The organism is Tamilnaduibacter salinus (assembly GCF_003096655.1).
GTDB lineage: Bacteria > Pseudomonadota > Gammaproteobacteria > Pseudomonadales > Oleiphilaceae > Tamilnaduibacter > Tamilnaduibacter salinus.
Genome location: NZ_QEKQ01000002.1, coordinates 423,193 through 438,215 on the forward strand (window position 1 = coordinate 423,193; position 15,023 = coordinate 438,215).

At 60.6% G+C, this 15,023-nt stretch carries 16 protein-coding genes and 3 tRNA genes; 3 read left to right on the top strand and 16 right to left on the bottom strand.

Going from position 1 to position 15,023, the window contains the following annotated elements; genetic code table 11:
- Positions 1–48: 48 nt before the first annotated feature.
- Positions 49–729 (bottom strand): GntR family transcriptional regulator, encoded by a 681-nt coding sequence (locus tag C8D92_RS04480; RefSeq protein WP_116918541.1) that lies wholly within the window; start codon positions 727–729, stop codon positions 49–51.
- 433 nt (positions 730–1,162) lie between these two features.
- Between C8D92_RS04480 and galU the strand changes: the two genes are divergently transcribed.
- Entirely contained in the window at positions 1,163–2,002 is an 840-nt protein-coding gene (galU, locus tag C8D92_RS04485; RefSeq protein WP_116918542.1) for a UTP--glucose-1-phosphate uridylyltransferase GalU, read from the top strand.
- A gap of 201 nt (positions 2,003–2,203) precedes the next feature.
- Here the strand turns inward: galU and C8D92_RS04490 are convergent, their stop codons facing one another.
- Positions 2,204–2,641 (bottom strand): helix-turn-helix transcriptional regulator, encoded by a 438-nt coding sequence (locus tag C8D92_RS04490; RefSeq protein ID WP_095612115.1) that lies wholly within the window; start codon positions 2,639–2,641, stop codon positions 2,204–2,206.
- A 76-nt stretch (positions 2,642–2,717) separates the two neighbouring features.
- Positions 2,718–3,443 carry an enoyl-CoA hydratase/isomerase family protein gene (locus C8D92_RS04495; RefSeq protein WP_165819232.1) on the bottom strand — a complete coding sequence of 242 codons (726 nt, stop codon included), beginning with the start codon at positions 3,441–3,443 and terminating at the stop codon, positions 2,718–2,720.
- Between the two features lie 263 nt (positions 3,444–3,706).
- On the opposite strand from C8D92_RS04495, the gene C8D92_RS04500 reads away from it, so the two are divergent.
- Complete coding sequence (locus tag C8D92_RS04500) at positions 3,707–3,937, top strand: hypothetical protein (protein ID WP_228151289.1); 231 nt, start codon at positions 3,707–3,709, stop codon at positions 3,935–3,937.
- A 56-nt stretch (positions 3,938–3,993) separates the two neighbouring features.
- Here C8D92_RS04500 and C8D92_RS04505 read toward each other — a convergent pair.
- The 8 genes from C8D92_RS04505 to C8D92_RS04540 form a co-directional block, all read right to left on the bottom strand.
- Positions 3,994–4,070 (bottom strand) — tRNA-Val (locus C8D92_RS04505).
- A gap of 117 nt (positions 4,071–4,187) precedes the next feature.
- Positions 4,188–5,195, bottom strand: coding sequence for an NAD-dependent epimerase (locus C8D92_RS04510; protein ID WP_095612117.1), 1,008 nt, complete (start codon positions 5,193–5,195; stop codon positions 4,188–4,190).
- Positions 5,196–5,214: 19 nt separating this feature from the next.
- A complete protein-coding gene (locus tag C8D92_RS04515; protein WP_341477024.1) occupies positions 5,215–5,964 on the bottom strand; it encodes a TIGR04219 family outer membrane beta-barrel protein in 750 nt (249 codons plus the stop codon).
- Between the two features lie 81 nt (positions 5,965–6,045).
- Complete coding sequence (purC, locus tag C8D92_RS04520; protein ID WP_095612118.1) at positions 6,046–6,762, bottom strand: phosphoribosylaminoimidazolesuccinocarboxamide synthase; 717 nt, start codon at positions 6,760–6,762, stop codon at positions 6,046–6,048.
- 70 nt (positions 6,763–6,832) lie between these two features.
- Positions 6,833–7,912, bottom strand: coding sequence for an outer membrane protein assembly factor BamC (gene bamC / locus C8D92_RS04525; protein WP_243402356.1), 1,080 nt, complete (start codon positions 7,910–7,912; stop codon positions 6,833–6,835).
- Positions 7,912–8,787, bottom strand: coding sequence for a 4-hydroxy-tetrahydrodipicolinate synthase (gene dapA / locus C8D92_RS04530; protein ID WP_095612119.1), 876 nt, complete (start codon positions 8,785–8,787; stop codon positions 7,912–7,914). The genes bamC and dapA overlap by 1 nt, the downstream gene beginning before the upstream one ends.
- Before the next feature lie 156 nt (positions 8,788–8,943).
- A complete protein-coding gene (locus C8D92_RS04535; protein ID WP_095612120.1) occupies positions 8,944–10,026 on the bottom strand; it encodes an AI-2E family transporter in 1,083 nt (360 codons plus the stop codon).
- Positions 10,027–10,281: a sulfurtransferase TusA family protein gene (locus C8D92_RS04540; protein WP_116918544.1), complete on the bottom strand. Its 255-nt coding sequence runs from the start codon at positions 10,279–10,281 to the stop codon at positions 10,027–10,029.
- A 178-nt stretch (positions 10,282–10,459) separates the two neighbouring features.
- Here C8D92_RS04540 and C8D92_RS04545 point away from each other — a divergent pair, with 178 nt between their 5' ends.
- Complete coding sequence (locus C8D92_RS04545; RefSeq protein WP_116918545.1) at positions 10,460–11,926, top strand: M48 family metalloprotease; 1,467 nt, start codon at positions 10,460–10,462, stop codon at positions 11,924–11,926.
- A 31-nt stretch (positions 11,927–11,957) separates the two neighbouring features.
- Here C8D92_RS04545 and nadA read toward each other — a convergent pair whose 3' ends face one another.
- The 5 genes from nadA to pal form a co-directional block, all read right to left on the bottom strand.
- Positions 11,958–13,019, bottom strand: coding sequence for a quinolinate synthase NadA (nadA, locus tag C8D92_RS04550; protein ID WP_116918546.1), 1,062 nt, complete (start codon positions 13,017–13,019; stop codon positions 11,958–11,960).
- Between the two features lie 268 nt (positions 13,020–13,287).
- Positions 13,288–13,363: transfer RNA gene (locus C8D92_RS04555), tRNA-Lys, on the bottom strand.
- 58 nt (positions 13,364–13,421) lie between these two features.
- Positions 13,422–13,497: transfer RNA gene (locus C8D92_RS04560), tRNA-Lys, on the bottom strand.
- A 125-nt stretch (positions 13,498–13,622) separates the two neighbouring features.
- The gene (gene ybgF, locus C8D92_RS04565; RefSeq protein WP_095609973.1) at positions 13,623–14,414 is read right to left on the bottom strand and encodes a tol-pal system protein YbgF; all 792 of its coding nucleotides are present in this window, start codon (positions 14,412–14,414) and stop codon (positions 13,623–13,625) included.
- Positions 14,415–14,424: 10 nt separating this feature from the next.
- Positions 14,425–15,018, bottom strand: a complete 594-nt coding sequence (gene pal / locus C8D92_RS04570) for a peptidoglycan-associated lipoprotein Pal (protein ID WP_095609974.1) — start codon at positions 15,016–15,018, stop codon at positions 14,425–14,427.
- Positions 15,019–15,023 lie beyond the last annotated feature (5 nt).

Sequence of the window (15,023 nt, forward strand, 5' to 3'; positions counted from 1 at the left end):
ATCCAATCAATAACTCCCCGAAACCGGATTCCGAGGATCGTCTGCAATTCAGAACGTTAGCGCGCCTTCCTCAATCCGTTTCTCAATATTGAGGCGGGCGGCGTTAATGTGACGTTTCATGAGAAACTCAGCCAGCTCGCCATCCCGATCGGCAATGGCCTCGACAATCCGGCGATGTTCGGACAGCGCACGATGCGGGCGCCCTGACGCTGTACTGAGACGATAGCGATACAGCCGAACGAGGTAATACAGATCGCCTAGCAGCATCTGGGCAAGCTTTGCATTCCGACTGCCCGTCGTTATCCGGTGATGGAAGTCATAGTCCCCTTCCGCCTGGTAATACGCCTGACCCTGCGCTTCCTCAATCATGCGCTCATGGCTGTCCAGGGTAGACAGAAGATCCGTGATTTCAGCATCGGTCATGCGGTCGGCCGCCTGACGAGCTGCCAGCCCTTCCATCACTTCTCGGATGCGGTAGAGTTCCAGCAGCTCGTCGCCACTGATTGAGACAACCTTGACACCGGCATGAGGGCGCCGGACCAGCAGACCTCTGGACTCCAGTCGCCCCAAAGCCTCCCTGAGCGGCCCACGCGTCAGCTCGAAGCGTTCACAAAGCTCCACTTCACCGATCTTTTCACCGGGGGCCAACTCACCTTTGACGATCGCCGTTTGCAGACAGTCAAAGGCGTCATCGGCGCGGGTACGGGTCTGTTGAGAGGCTGCCAGCATTTTTGTCGACAATTTCGAGGTATCTGGAGCGAAAACTACGCCAGCCTTCACGGATTGTCAACAAAACCGGAGGTGAATATCTGTTGCCGATGTCTCCGACTTCGCAGCAGCCCTCAGGACTGCCCGATCCCCGGGGAATGGTTCGCACGGTAGGCGCATACCGGTAAGATCGGTCGCCCTCGCGGGCGACTCGGAAGTCGGAGACATCGGCTACGGGTTCACCAACGGTCAACATTGGAACTGGCCGCCTTCCTTGCACTTTCACGGTGATCTGCAAACAACCCAAAAAAGAGGCCACCAGGAAAACCGAGAACGAATGGAGGCAGTCGCCGGAGCATCGCTCACTGTTGGCTTTTCTGCGGCTGCTCTGGACACACGGATTCAGGTACAATCGCGATGATTTCACCCCCTGAGCAAGCAACAAGGAATGAATATGATCAGGAAGTGTCTTTTCCCAGTCGCTGGCTACGGCACCCGTTTCCTGCCGGCCACCAAAGCCATGCCGAAGGAAATCCTGCCGATCGTCAACAAACCGTTGGTGCAGTATGGCGTTGAGGAAGCGTCCGAAGCCGGTGTTCATGAATTCGGGTTCGTCACCGGTCGTGGCAAGCGGGCGCTGGAGGATCACTTCGACATCAGCTTTGAGCTGGAGCACCAGATCGCCGGCTCCGGCAAGGAAGACCTCCTGACCTCCATACGGGATCTGATTGACAACAATTCCTTCGCCTTCACCCGTCAGAATGAGATGAAGGGCCTTGGGCACGCCATCCTGACCGGCCAGAACCTGATGGGTGATTCGCCCTTCGCGGTCATTCTGGCCGACGATTTCTGCGTTCCCGAAAAAGGCCACGACGGTGTACTGGCCCAGATGACCGCGCTGTACAACCAGTTCCGTTGCTCCATCGTGGCGATTGAGGAGGTACCGGCCGACCAGACCCACAAGTATGGGGTCATTGCCGGGGAGCCCATGAAAGACGGCCTCTATCGAATCACCGACATGGTGGAGAAGCCCAACCCGGAGGATGCGCCGACAAATCTCGCCATCATTGGCCGCTACATCCTGACACCCGACATTTTCGAGATCCTGTCGCGGACGGAGCCTGGGAAAGGGGGTGAAATCCAGATTACGGATGCGTTGCTGGAGCAGGCGAAGAACGGCTGCGTGCTGGCGTACCAGTTCAAGGGTCGCCGGTTCGACTGCGGTAGCATTGATGGTTTCGTCGAGGCGACCAATTACGTCTACGAAAACATCTACAAGGAAGGCAAGAGCTAGGAGTCTACGCTGTAGAAAGTCGCACCGCTGCGACCGCCCCACTGCGGTCCCTTTTGAGCGCTCATTGTCGTTACATAGAACCACTATGCGCCTCAAATGACCGTCAAAATGGCCTCGCAGTGGGACGATCTCGCCTGGCACGATTTCTACCGCGCAGACTCCTGGGAGTCTGCGCTCGAGGGGCACTGGTGTCCCGTCTGGCTACTCCTTCGTGCTCTGAGCACCATCCCCCAGTAACTGAAGAATCATGCGCCGGCTCTCGGGAGTCGCGTTCCGGAACCGGCGCAGCAACTCGACCTCTTCCTCGCTCGGCTGAAGGCGGCGGACTTCCCGCTCCAGGGTTTCCAGCACCCTGGACAGATCATTCCCTTCCGAGAACGTCAGACCCGGCAGTTCCATCTGCCCCGCGTCATCCCCATCCTCCAGATCCAGAAGCGAATCCAGCGACGTGCCGGTGGCGAAACACAGATCCATGAGTTCCTCGACATTGGGAACGCAGCGCTGCTTGCTGTCCGGCTGTTCCCAGCTCCGGACGCGTGAGTCGTCCACGTCGATCATTCGGGCCAGGTCCGAAATCGACAGGCTCTGTTTCTGGCGGAGCGCCTCAAGGCGGCGGTTGAACGTGGTGAGATAGCGCATGGTATGGCGTCCAGTCACTTCCAGTGAGAGGCATTACCCTCTCCAGAATCCAGCATCCTCGACCGATGGCCTTGCGTCAATCCCGCGACGGACCAGCCAGTTCGTTCATCCAGTCCCGTTCCGTGGCAAAACCCGTCTCCAGCGGGCGCGTGCGGGCATGCTCGATCAACTGTTTGGACGCCGTCAGGGCAACCGGGTCCAGTTCCAGTGAGCGCGATGCCCATTCCGTGGCAGTTGGCAACAACGCTTCTGCTTCGACGAGCGCATCGACGATACCGGTTTCGAGCGCCCGAGTGCCGTTCAGTGTCTCGCCAAGCATCAGCAGGCGTTTGGCGACGGACTCCCCGGCCAGTCGCGGCAACAGCTGGCTCGCACCCCCCTCTGGGACCCGCCCCTCCCGCGCGGGCGCGAATGCCACGGACAGCGCGGGCGTCGCGATACGGAAGTCACAGTTCAGCGCCATCTCAAGGGCCAGCCCCCGCAACGGCCCGGGAACCGCTGCAATCGTCGCCCCCGGAAAACGACGAAGCGCGCTGAACACCGTCGCGACCTGCCGCATCCGGGCGGCCACAGACACCGACGACTCACCAGCTTCCCGGTTTGACGTCTCCAGACTAAAGCTCTCCGGCGTTGATCCGGTCAGGATCAGCGCACGAACCGCCGGTTCTCGCCGCTGCAGGCCGGCAAGGCAGTCACCGAGACATTCCAGCCCGGCGTCCGAGCCAACTCCCTCTTCTCCGACGCCCAGTGTGATCCGCGCCACCCGATCGTCACAGCAGAGCGTCACTGACACCTCACTCATTCGGCCGTACTCCAACGTTCCCACTTCATGTGACGGAATCCACAAAAACCGCAGCAGGCATGGTGACATTCCGTTACACGTTTGCCCGTTATGACAAGGGCATGTGTTTTTCGACGAGACGCAAGCCTATACCGGTAACCAATATACCCCAACCACCCTGCCTCTAGGAGTCTGGTTCATTCGCTGATCGACTGAGCCTGGCCGGTAAGGTCAGCGCACAGGACGGCCCGGATGACCTGTACTGGAACCACTACCCGATCCTGATGAGCGAGGGTGTCTCCCACAGCGGTGTCCTCGGCTCTGAGTCGGGAAACATCGCGGTCCCGGTCATCAACGACACGACACTGAATGGCCTGCGGGTGGATTTTGCCAGCCGCACCTATACCGAGCGGCCCTGGTGGCAATTCTGGGGCAGCGGGGATGAGTACATTGAGGTACCGAACTCCGACGATACCCACGTGTCGGCGCTGGTTTATAACACCCTGAACCAGTAGCTGGGGCAGAAACAAAAAGAGCGCCTTTCACAAGAAAGGCGCTCTTTTCAGGAATCTGGTAGGACCGGGCGGATTTGAACCGCCGACCTCTGCCATGTCAAGGCAGCGCTCTAACCAACTGAGCTACGGTCCTGCTGTGCAACGGGGTGGAAATATACTGATCGCGGCCGGGCCGGTCAACCTCTGATAGCAGGGATTTCCAGAAATTTTCCGGCCTGCTCAGGCTTTGTACAATCGCCTGCCGGGCGACTCACACCTGATAGTACGAGCGGTACCAGTCCACGAATCGTGCAATGCCCTCTTCCACCGGCGTGTCCGGTTTGTAGCCAACGTCCTGGATCAGGTCGTCGACATCCGCATAGGTGGCGGGTACGTCGCCGGGTTGCATGGGCAGCAGGTTCTTCTCGGCCTTGCGACCAACCCGCTCTTCAATGATCTCAATAAACCGCGACAGCGCCACCGGGTTGTTGCTACCGATATTGTAGACGCGATACGGGGCCTTGCTCGTGCCCGGATCGGGCTGATCCCCACGCCAGTCCGTGTTCGGCTCAGCGACGTGATCCAGCGTCCGGATCACGCCCTCGACGATGTCGTCAATGTACGTGAAATCGCGCTTGTGGTGACCGTAATTGAACACATCGATGGGCTCACCCGCGAGAATCTTACGGGTGAAAATGAACAGCGCCATGTCCGGACGGCCCCAGGGACCATACACGGTGAAGAACCGCAAACCGGTCGTTGGCAGGCCATAAAGGTGGCTGTAGGTATGCGCCATCAGCTCGTTGGCCTTTTTCGACGCCGCGTAAAGACTCAGCGGATGATCAACGTTGTCATGGACCGAGAACGGCATGGCCTCATTGGCGCCATAGACAGAACTGCTGGACGCGTAGACGAGGTGCTCTACGTCGTTATGCCGGCACCCCTCAAGAATGTTCATGTGACCCACCAGATTGGCGTCCACATAGGCATTCGGATTCTCGATGGAGTAGCGGACACCGGCCTGGGCCGCCAGATGAACGACCCGCTCAGGCCGATGGTGGCGGAATGTCTCCGCCATGATGTCCCGGTCGGCAATGTCGGCCCGCACCTCCGTGAACCCGTCGTGAGCCAGCAGAGGGGCCAGTCGGGCCTCTTTCAGGGACGGATCATAATAGTCATTGACGTTGTCCACGCCAATGACCTCATCCCCCCGCTCAAGCAGTCGCTGTGCGACATGTGAGCCAATGAATCCGGCGGTGCCGGTGACCAGGACTTTCACCTCACGTGCTCCTTACTGATCAGAAATCGACGCCGGCGCTGACGTAGGGGCCATCCAGCGTGACATCCAGCGCGTCGTTACCATCCTCGTAGTCGACGTCCATCCGGCGGTAGCCGGCCTGCAGACGCAGGACCGCGATGTCGAGCTGGCCATAGGCCCGGGCATCAAAGATGGAATCGCCGTCGAAGCTGATACCATTACCCTCAGCGCCGATGGATGCGCCGGTGAACGGCAGATCGAATCGAGCGGAGGCGTACGCCATGGGAATCACGCCGCTGATGTCGGTCCGATCCTCAAGATTCCGTGTCTGGTCCTGGACGATCAGCTCGCCATCAATATCACGGATGGTCAGCCCCCCATCGAGGTTGACCCAATTATCAAGCAGCTCGTAATAGAGCGTCAGATCCAGCTGCTCAAGGTCCAGGTCGGACCGGACATCCACGGATGTCGTTCCGGGCGTAATCAGGCCGAAACCAGTGTTGGCTTCCAACTGGCCATCACCACTCTGCTCAATCAGTGTGTAGTTCAGGCGAATATTCGGCAGAACCGGCACAGGATGCTCCACCAACGCTGTCAGGTTCACGTTACTGTCACCATCCAGATTCAGGTCGTTCTCAACGTCGACCGTATCCGTGCCGTTCGTCGCCGTGCCCGACAGACTGGAGTCCCAGTAGCTGACGCTGGCTCCGGCGCCCACCGTGTCCGCCATGGCCAGAGGCGTGGTCATTGCCAGTACGCTCGCCACTGTCATTGCCGTTTTACGCATCATTGTTCGGTCACCTTTCACGTTTTTGTTGGTGTCAGGCCCCGGGCGTGGACGAAACGCGTTCACGCTCCGATCCTGGCCTCATCAAGCGTCGAACGGAATGCCGAGCCGCCGCCCGACTTCTTCGTACGTCTCGATGACATCGCCCAGACCCTGCCGAAAACGGTCCTTGTCCATTTTCCTGCGGGTTTCCCGATCCCAGATCCGGCACCCGTCGGGACTGAATTCATCACCCAGCACGATCTCGCCGTTCGCACGGCCAAACTCCAGCTTGTAGTCCACCAGCAGCATACCGGCCTCGGCGAACAGGTTGCGAAGCACCTCGTTGACCTTGTAGGTCAGCGTTTTCATGGTTGCCAGATCGGCCGCGCTGGCCCAGCCAAAGGTTTCGGCAAGGGACTCGTTGATCATCGGGTCGTGATGCGCGTCGTCTTTCAGAAACAGTTCGTAGGTCGGCGGGTTGAGGTCCTGCCCCTCGGCGACACCAAGCCGGCGGCAGAGGCTTCCCGCCGAGACGTTCCGGACAACGCATTCGACCGGCAGCATATCCAGTCGGCGAACCAGCGATTCGGTCGGCGACAGCACCTTCTCAAAATGCGTCGGGACGCCCGCCTCAGAGAGTTTTTCCATGATGAAGGCATTGAAGCGGTTATTGACCATGCCCTTGCGGTCGAGCTGTTCCTTCTTCTCACCGTCAAACGCTGAGGTGTCATCGCGGAACAGAAGGACGAACCGGTCCGGATCGTCCGTGGTGTAGACCGATTTGGCCTTCCCCGCGTAGAGCGGCTCTCGTTTTTCCATCCGTCGTCTCCTTGCCCGGGACCCTGATTCCCGGCGGGCAGGGCCGGCCCCGGCGGGCCGGCTCCGGTGTTCAGTATAGATAATCGAACAGTTCCGACAGCAGCCCCTGGGACCGGTCGTTCCCTTCATACTCCGGCGCCTGACGCGTCGTCAGATGGACAGCACCATCGGACTGGTCAAGCTCGACCAGATAGGTTGCCTCCGGTTCGGGGGCATCACCGAACCAGTTCCACCAGGCGGCTTCACGGGCTTCTTCCGAGCGGAAGTCCACATAGAACGTGCCGGCGCTCCGGTCGAAGTCGACCAGAGGGATGTCGGCTTCCTCAATCGCTCGCTTGACCTCCACCCAGGCCCGGTCGTCGTCCAGGTCCAGTCGGATATAGGGTGCTTCCCCTTCACGAGCCACCAGCTTCACTTGAGGGCGGCTGTCGATATTCAGTGCCGCTCTGGAATAGGACTTGGTGTCTTCACGCGCCTCCAGGAAATCGCCGAGATCCGCCAACAGGTTCTTTTCCTGCGGCCTCCGGTCCGACTGCGTCGGCCATGGCAGCAGGCTATCCGGCGCCGTGGCCCGCTCGCGCAGGCGCAACTGGATCTCGGTGGTCTTGCGCCGGACACCGGGTGATATCCGGGCCTGGAGCAGCGTCACACCGCTGGCCTGCTCCTCATCGGGCAGACCCACCAGATCCCGGGCGCTGCGACTGTAGTTGACGATGTCGGACTGCAGCAGTCCAGCGGCCGGATTCTCCTCATTCACCCCAAGATTGCGCTCCGTCATCCAGGCGGAGACGGCGGGCCAGACACGGCCCGGCACTTCGTTGACCAGCAGCCAGGTCTGTCCGCTGACCTCCTGAACGACGTAGTTCTCTTCAAGAATCTCTGACGTCATGTCCGGCGGCCGAGGCAGCTCGAATTCACCGTCAGACAGGGCCCCGCCGGCCGTGGCGGTCGGTATGGGGAAGGCGGGCTGGATGCGCCCGGAAGACATGCCTGGCCCAACCTTCAGGGGCTCACCGGCTGGCGCATCCTGGTAGTCGTCCGTGGGGGTCAGTGTGCAACCGGCCAACGTGGCCAACAACACAACAGGTGCGAGTACGCGAAGCGGTGCCCACCCGGGGACACCGCTGCTGGCCCGTTCCATCTCTAACATCACAGAACGCCTGATTCGGCCAATGCTTCCTCGACCTCAGCATGGAACTTCGGGTCCAGAGGTGTCAGAGGCAGGCGAATGCCTTCATCAATCAGTCCCATCCGATGCAGAGCCCACTTCACCGGGATCGGGTTCGCTTCCAGGAACAGCTTGCGATGAAGCGGCATCAACCGGTCATTCAGTTCATTGGCACGCTCGTTTTCACCGGCTACCGCGGCGGCACAGAGGTCTGCCATGCCACGAGGGGCAACGTTGGCCGTGACCGACACGTTGCCCTTGCCACCAGCCAGCATCAGGTCGGTGGCTGTGGCATCATCACCGGAGTAAACCACCATGCGCCCTTCAAGGCGCTGGATCAGCTCCGCGCCGCGGGGAATATTCCCGGTCGCGTCCTTGATACCAACGATGTTCGGGATGTCTGCCAGACGCTCAACCGTGTCGTTCATCATGTCGCAGGCGGTCCGGCCCGGAACGTTGTACAGCACCTGATCGACCGGCACGGCCTCGGCAATGGTCCGGAAATGACGATAGAGCCCCTCCTGACTGGGCTTGTTATAGTACGGAACCACCTGCAGGCAGGCGTCCGCGCCCAGCGTGTGGGCTTCACGGGTCAGATCGATCGCTTCCCGCGTCGAGTTGCCGCCGGTCCCTGCCAGCACCGGAATCCGGCCGTTCACGCGTTTGATGATGTGACCAATGACACGCAGGTGCTCGTCCGGGTCAAGCGTGGAAGACTCGCCAGTCGTACCAACGGCAACAATGCCGTGAGTGCCGTTCTCCAGATGGAAATCCACCAGCCCATCGAGCTGTTCCCAGTGGATTTCGCCGTCCGGGTGCATAGGGGTCGCCAGAGCAACCAGGCTGCCAGTGATCATAATCGCTCCGTTCCGGTAAAGGGCCAATGGTAATTCCGCCCGCCCACCGAAACAAGCATTTGCAGCGCCGGGAGCGGGTCATACAGGGACAATAGCAGGACGCCCGGACGGCCAGAAGATCGTGATTCCACGGACCAGCACAGGCGTTCGGCGCAGTCAGGACGGATCGGCGTCCGCCTCATTCTCAGGTGGGCTTTCGTGAACCGGCCAGGCCGCCATAACGGCCTTCAGCAGCGTGGCCAGGGGGATCGCGAAAAACACACCCCAAAGCCCCCAGATTCCGCCAAAAAACAGCACGGCGATAATAATCACCACGGGGTGCAGGTTGTTCACTTCCGAAAACAGCAGCGGTACCAAGAAGTTGCCGTCCAGCGCCTGAATAATGCCGTAGATGATCATCAGCCAGATGAAACTGCTGCCCCAGCCGAAGGCAAACAGGCCAATGATCGCCACAGGCACGGTCACCACCGCCGCGCCAATGTAGGGAATGACCACCGACAGCCCCACCAGTAACGACAGCAGGGCCGCATATGGCAGCTCCAGAATCCGGAAGGCCACAAAGGTGACGCCGCCGACGATCAGGATTTCCAGCGCCTTCCCCCGGACATAGTTCGCGCACTGGAGATTGACCTCTTCCCAGATGCGACGCATCAGCGGACGTTGGCGGGGCAGCGTTGAGGCAATTGCCGAGAGCAGAACGGCACGGTCTTTCAGGAAGAAGAACACCAGAATGGGGACGAGCACCAGATAGATCAGCAGGGCCAGAATATCGGGAATGCTGGATAGAGAGAACGATACCAGCCACTGGGTGAAGCCGGCCGCCTCACCGGCAATCTGGCGGTACAGGGTGTTGAGCGTGTCCGAGGAGACGAGCGCGGGATACTCCTGCGGCAGCAGCTCCACGTAGGTCTGAACTTCCCGGAATATCCGGGGCGCTTCCCCGGCCAGAGAGGTCAACTGCCCCCAGACCAGCGGCATCAGGCCGAAAAGAAACCCGAACAACACGCCCATGAACAGCACGAAAACCAGCATGACAGCCAGTGACTCCGGCATCCGCGGACTCAACTTCGTCACCAGCCCCTGCAGGATGAACGCAATTATCACCGATGCAATCACTGGCGCCAGCATGTGACCGAGCCAGATGATCCCCAGCGTGCCGGCGACAAGGATCAGGAACAGAATGACCGCCTCGTCATCCGAGAAATACTTATGCGCCAATCCCTTGAGAATGCGGACCATTCATTCGCCCCCGTCGCTATCCAGTTCGGCAGCCCGGCAGCTTATCACGAAGCGATAATGCGATTCGCTTACCTCACTGTCATCCAGTCGGTGCGGGGATTGGGCAAGCCATTCAGGGATATCCCGTGCTGAACCCGGGTCGGTGGCAATCACGATCAAACGCTCGCCCGCACTCATCGACTGGAGCTGCAGTTTGGTCTTCAACAGCGGCATTGGGCAGGTCAGCCCGCTGGCATCAAGGGTCTGGTCGGTCACAATTGATCCGATGGCATTACTGGTGACTGAGGAACAGGATGTCGGAATCGTCATCCCGTCGAGCGGGGGTGATGCGCTACACTGGCGACAGGTCCGATTCCGGTCCCGCCGACATCCGACAGGGCCATCCTCACAGACGGATGCGCCCCAACCCGGTACAGGAGTATAACAGCTTCCCATGGGATGCCTCTCCATCATTCGCAAACAGGGACGATGCCTTGCGTTGACAGCCATGCTGGCCTGCGGACTCACTGGCCACCCGGTCTCGGCGGATTCGTCCGGGCTGCCAACTCTGGGCGGCGTTGGCGGGGGCCTGGTTTCGGAGCAACAGGAAGCGGCCATTGGGGAGCGGGTACTGCAGTCGATCCGCCGGTCCGACCGGCTGGTGCAGGATCCACTGGTCCGCGACTATCTGAGCGACATCGTCCACAACCTCGTGCCCTATGCGCCGCTGACCGACCGCGACCTCCACCTTGTGGTGGTCGACAGTGCCGGCATTAACGCCTTTGCAGTGCCCGGCGGCATCATCGGCGTGAACGGCGGCCTGTTTCTCAATGCCAAAACGGAGCAGCAGTTTGCCTCAGTCATTGCCCACGAGATTGCCCACCTGAGTCAGCGGCATTTCGCCCGCCGGATGCAGCAGCAGGAGACGAGCGCCCCGATGACCGTTGCCGGCATGCTGGCCGGCATCATCCTCTCCGCCGTGACCCAGTCCGATGTGGGCATTGCCGCGATCGCCGGCTCGCAGGCCATGGCCGTCCAGAACATGCTTCAGTACAGCCGCGCTCACGAAAAGGAAGCGGATCGCGTGGGCCTGGACATTCTGGCCCAGGCGGGAATGGACCCCAAAGGCATGCCGAGGATGTTCGAGATCATGATGGACCGCAATCGGCTGCAGGGCGGCCAACCCCCTGAGTACCTGTCGACTCACCCCCTGACGCCAAGCCGTGTCTCCGATACCTGGAACCGCGCCCAACAGTACCCGGAGCGCGACGTCTCGGACTCGCTGGAGTACCACCTGATGCGGGCCCGGCTGCAGGTCCGTTACGCCCGGTCTGACAAGGCGGCCCTGAATGCATTCGGGGCATTGGTCCGGGACGATGACGCCTCCCCCGCCGCCCGCTATGGCCTTGCAGTGGCCCACCTGGCCAACAACCAGCCTGGAGAGGCCGAACCCATTCTGCGTCGGTTGCTCGATCAGTCATCCGGACGGATCACGTTCACCGTTACGTTGGCCAAAGCGCTTCAAAGGCAGGGCCAATACGATGAGGCGCGAGAGCAACTGGAGGCCGCCCTCAGGCGGAACCCGGAAAACGACCCCATCACCCTGCAACTGGCGGATGTGGAACTGGCCGCCGGAAACGCCTCAGTGGCCGCCAAATACTACGCGGAGGTCAATCGTCGGCACCCGGATAACGCCCATCTGTGGCAGAAGCGTGCTGAGGCGGAAGGCCAGGCCCGCAATATCGTGAGCGTTCATCGGGCCCGGGCCGAGTTCCACCAGCTCACCGGCGATCTGGAAGCCGCCGAGCGCCAGTTGATGGAAGCGTTGGGCAAGGTGCCTGGCGGCTCCCCCGTCCAGGACGTCATCCAACAGAGGCTGACCAGCGTCCGGGAACGTCTGACCAGGCAGCGACAGTTCTGAGCCCGGACTCCCGACTCCCGCACCACAGTGATCAGGCGTTCCCCGCGGCCTTGAGGTTCATACTCGCGGTAAAGTCCAGCATCCGGTGCAGCGGACGCAGCGCCGCCTCGCGCAGCTCCGGATCCACATCAATGGTCTGGTCACCGCGTTTGAGCACGGCAAGCAGGTTTTCAAGCCCGTTCATGGCCATCCAGGGACAATGCGCGCAGCTCCGGCAGGTCGCGCCATTGCCGGCCGTCGGTGCTTCGATCAGCGTCTTGTTCGGCGCCAACTGCTGCATCTTGTAGAAGATGCCATTGTCCGTTGCGACCACAAATGTCTCGTTGGACATGGTCTGAACGGCGTGGATCAGCTGGGAGGTGGAACCCACCACATCCGCCTTTTCCACTACCGATTCCGGTGATTCGGGATGAACAAGAATCGCCGCGTCTGGATAGAGCGCTCTCAGGTCGTCGACGCCCCGGGACTTGAACTCCTCATGAACGATGCAGGAACCATCCCACATCAGCATGTCAGCGCCGGTCGTGCGCTCGATGTAGCGCCCCAGGTGCTTATCCGGCGCCCAGAGGATCTTCTCACCCCGGGAATCGAGATACTCGACGATGCTCTGCGCGCAACTGGATGTGACAACCCAGTCCGCGCGCGCTTTGACCGCCGCGGATGTGTTGGCGTAGACGACAACGGTCCTGTCCGGGTGCTCATCACAGAAAGCGGCGAATTCATCGGGCGGGCAGCCCACATCCAGCGAGCAGGTCGCTTCGAGTGTGGGCATGAGGACGGTTTTTTCCGGCGTCAGGATCTTTGCGGTTTCCCCCATGAATCGCACGCCAGCCACCACAACCGTCGAAGCGGGGTGGTCTTTGCCAAACCGGGCCATCTCCAGCGAGTCCGCCACGCAACCGCCGGTCTCCTCCGCGAGGCGCTGGATGTCCGGATCGGTGTAATAGTGCGCCACCAACACCGCATCACGCTCGGCCAGAGCCTCCCGGATATCGGATTCCAGCCGGTCTTTCTCATCCCGGCTCAACGGGCGCGGCTCGGCCTCGTGTGCCAGATGTTCCTGAACCAGAATTCTTTCTTCCGCCTTGGTCATGAAGCCTCTTCCCGTATCACAATCGAGACGGCGGCGCTCTTGCCGCCTCCCCTGCACACTATGGGGTCATCTCCTCATTATACCAACCTCTGGCGCCACCGGATTGGCCTGTCATCAGAGTGACATCATCATAAGCCAGGCTGAGGGACGACTGGACCATCACTTCGGCCCGTCGCACGCCATGGTGCGACGAATCCGCTACCCATAAAAAAGGGGGAGCCGCGGCTCCCCCTCATGGTGGCAGATGCGTCAGCGATCTGCCGTCTGTTGGTGGGTCGTGGAGGATTCGAACCTCCGACCAATTGGTTAAAAGCCAACTGCTCTACCAACTGAGCTAACGACCCGAAAGCGCGGTCGGATGTCGACCAGTGAATGCCCGTTAGGCACCCATCGATAATCAGGTGGTGGGTCGTGGAGGATTCGAACCTCCGACCAATTGGTTAAAAGCCAACTGCTCTACCAACTGAGCTAACGACCCAAACGAGGCGCATATGGTACGGATTTTTTTGCCCTTCGCAACCCTTAATTTATGCGCGTAAACCGCGACCGGAACGCGCTGGACAGTCACTGATCAACGCGTTCAAAAATGCACCAGATGGGACGCTAACTCTCGCTACCTGACGCACCCATTCCCGCCAGATAGTCCTTGGCCAGTCCCGCTGCATTGCTGCCCGGATATTTCTCGCCAACAGACCTCAACGTCTCTCGAGCCGCCTCAGACTCATCCATGCGGGCCTGAGTGACGCCCAGCTTGAATAGAGCATCAGGCCCTTTGCGGTGATCCTCAAAGCGATTGGTAACAATGGAAAACGCCTGCCGGGCCTGTTCCAGTTTCGGCATCGCCAAATAGACCTCGCCCAGCCAGTAATAGGCATTCACCGTCCGATCCCCCTGCGGATAGGTGTCGAGAAACTCGTACAGCGCGTCCACCGCAGCCGGAAAGTCTTTCTTCTCCTGAATCAGCGTCATGATCGCCTGATACGCCTGTTTTTCTTCCGCAGACGGCGCCCGGTACTCGGTCATCTCGACGACACTGGCCCCGCCTGTGTTCGCGCCATCACTGGCAGAAGCGGACGTTGCAGCACCGCCAGCATCCGACGTCTGGGCCTGTTGGCTGGAAAGATCCAGCAACCGCTGGTCCAGGTCAATGTAGCGCTCGCGAGCCTGGCGACTGAGCTGATCCAGCTGATGCTGCTGCTCCTCAACCCGCCCACGCAGCTGACTGACCTCACGCTTGAGTTCCTCAACCAGGAAGTACAGTTCCGCCACACCCGGATTGGAGGACGCCTGGCGGCGCGCCTCCGAATCGGCACTCTGATAGGCCGGGACCGATTGCTGGGCAATGGCGGCACCACTGATCAGCAGCGCCACCAGACCAAACCCCCACTGATTCATGAGCAGGACCTTACTGGTAGATCAGTTCCACCCGACGGTTCTGGGCGTGCGCGCTCTCGGACGAGCCCATTTCCGCCGGCTTTTCTTCACCGTAGCTGACCGTCTCGATCTGACTGCGGGAGGCCCCGTTAATCACCAGGAAGCGCTGTACCGCATCGGCCCGACGCTCGCCCAGGGCCAGGTTGTATTCCTTGGTCCCGCGCTGGTCCGCATGGCCTTCCAGCCGGACTGACCGGTTGGGGTTCGACGCCAGGAATTTCGCGTGCGCGATCAGCACGTCCCGCGCCTCGGACTTGATCTCGGAGGTATCAAAGTCAAAGTAGAATGTGGTGATGTCACGCAGGGCCGCCTGCTCTTTCTTGGCAGCTTCCTGAGCCTGTTCCCGACGCTCTTCTTCCGTCAGCGTTGAGGAATCCACGCCGGACGATCCGTCGCCGCTGTACACCTCGCTGCCACCGTCCTGATCGACGGCAGACACATCGGACTCGTAGCCGGCATCCGCTGTGCCCTCCTGGCCGTCCTTGGTGCCACCGGTGGAACTGCAGCCTGCCACCAGGCCAAACGCAACGAGCATGGCCAGAAGGCCGGATTGATGTCGAATCATGGTCA

Bases quoted from the DNA above. Each gene is read 5' to 3' on its own strand.
- C8D92_RS04480 (WP_116918541.1), bottom strand. From the start codon at position 729: ATGCTGGCAGCCTCTCAACAGACCCGTACCCGCGCCGATGACGCCTTT.
- galU (WP_116918542.1), top strand. From the start codon at position 1,163: ATGATCAGGAAGTGTCTTTTCCCAGTCGCTGGCTACGGCACCCGTTTC.
- C8D92_RS04490 (WP_095612115.1), bottom strand. From the start codon at position 2,641: ATGCGCTATCTCACCACGTTCAACCGCCGCCTTGAGGCGCTCCGCCAG.
- C8D92_RS04495 (WP_165819232.1), bottom strand. From the start codon at position 3,443: ATGAGTGAGGTGTCAGTGACGCTCTGCTGTGACGATCGGGTGGCGCGG.
- C8D92_RS04500 (WP_228151289.1), top strand. From the start codon at position 3,707: ATGAGCGAGGGTGTCTCCCACAGCGGTGTCCTCGGCTCTGAGTCGGGA.
- C8D92_RS04515 (WP_341477024.1), bottom strand. From the start codon at position 5,964: ATGATGCGTAAAACGGCAATGACAGTGGCGAGCGTACTGGCAATGACC.
- purC (WP_095612118.1), bottom strand. From the start codon at position 6,762: ATGGAAAAACGAGAGCCGCTCTACGCGGGGAAGGCCAAATCGGTCTAC.
- bamC (WP_243402356.1), bottom strand. From the start codon at position 7,912: ATGTTAGAGATGGAACGGGCCAGCAGCGGTGTCCCCGGGTGGGCACCG.
- dapA (WP_095612119.1), bottom strand. From the start codon at position 8,787: ATGATCACTGGCAGCCTGGTTGCTCTGGCGACCCCTATGCACCCGGAC.
- C8D92_RS04535 (WP_095612120.1), bottom strand. From the start codon at position 10,026: ATGGTCCGCATTCTCAAGGGATTGGCGCATAAGTATTTCTCGGATGAC.
- C8D92_RS04545 (WP_116918545.1), top strand. From the start codon at position 10,460: ATGGGATGCCTCTCCATCATTCGCAAACAGGGACGATGCCTTGCGTTG.
- nadA (WP_116918546.1), bottom strand. From the start codon at position 13,019: ATGACCAAGGCGGAAGAAAGAATTCTGGTTCAGGAACATCTGGCACAC.
- ybgF (WP_095609973.1), bottom strand. From the start codon at position 14,414: ATGAATCAGTGGGGGTTTGGTCTGGTGGCGCTGCTGATCAGTGGTGCC.
- pal (WP_095609974.1), bottom strand. From the start codon at position 15,018: ATGATTCGACATCAATCCGGCCTTCTGGCCATGCTCGTTGCGTTTGGC.